This window comes from Klebsiella sp. RIT-PI-d, from assembly GCF_001187865.1.
GTDB lineage: Bacteria > Pseudomonadota > Gammaproteobacteria > Enterobacterales > Enterobacteriaceae > Superficieibacter.
The window spans coordinates 1-831 of record NZ_LGIT01000016.1; the positions used below are offsets into that span (position 1 = coordinate 1).

At 54.8% G+C, this 831-nt stretch carries 4 tRNA genes; all 4 read left to right on the forward strand.

Going from position 1 to position 831, the window contains the following annotated elements:
• Position 1 precedes the first annotated feature (1 nt).
• Positions 2–78, forward strand: a tRNA-Arg gene (locus tag AC791_RS17400).
• A 195-nt stretch (positions 79–273) separates the two neighbouring features.
• Positions 274–350: transfer RNA gene (locus AC791_RS17405), tRNA-Arg, on the forward strand.
• A gap of 89 nt (positions 351–439) precedes the next feature.
• Positions 440–516 (forward strand) — tRNA-Arg (locus AC791_RS17410).
• 195 nt (positions 517–711) lie between these two features.
• Positions 712–788: transfer RNA gene (locus AC791_RS17415), tRNA-Arg, on the forward strand.
• Positions 789–831: the final 43 nt, after the last annotated feature.

The following is an 831-nucleotide window of genomic DNA, read 5'->3' on the forward strand; positions in this document are numbered from 1 at the left end:
TGCATCCGTAGCTCAGCTGGATAGAGTACTCGGCTACGAACCGAGCGGTCGGAGGTTCGAATCCTCCCGGATGCACCATATTTCCTGTGCTGGTAGCGAGAACGATGTCACAGACACCGCGAATCTTGTTACGGGCACCAGGGAGGATAACGTTGCTTCAGCAACGGCCCGCAGGGCGAGGCGAAGCCGAGTAATCCTCCCGGATGCACCATCTTTATCAGTGTTGCGGCATGTTGAGCGACATTGAATCAGTAGTAAAGTAGTAATCCCGATGCATCCGTAGCTCAGCTGGATAGAGTACTCGGCTACGAACCGAGCGGTCGGAGGTTCGAATCCTCCCGGATGCACCATATCTCCTGTACTGGTAGCGAGAACGATGTCACAGACACCGCGGATCTTGTTACGGGCACCAGGTCGGCAGTAAAGTAGTAATCCCGATGCATCCGTAGCTCAGCTGGATAGAGTACTCGGCTACGAACCGAGCGGTCGGAGGTTCGAATCCTCCCGGATGCACCATATTTCCTGTGCTGGTAGCGAGAACGATGTCACAGACATCGTGAATCTTGTTACGGGCACCAGGGAGGATAACGTTGCTTCAGCAACGGCCCGCAGGGCGAGGCGAAGCCGAGTAATCCTCCCGGATGCACCATCTTTATCAGTGTTGCGGCATGTTGAGCGACATTGAATCAGCAGTAAAGTAGTAATCCCGATGCATCCGTAGCTCAGCTGGATAGAGTACTCGGCTACGAACCGAGCGGTCGGAGGTTCGAATCCTCCCGGATGCACCATATCTCCTGTGCTGGTAGCGAGAACGATGTCACAGACATCGTG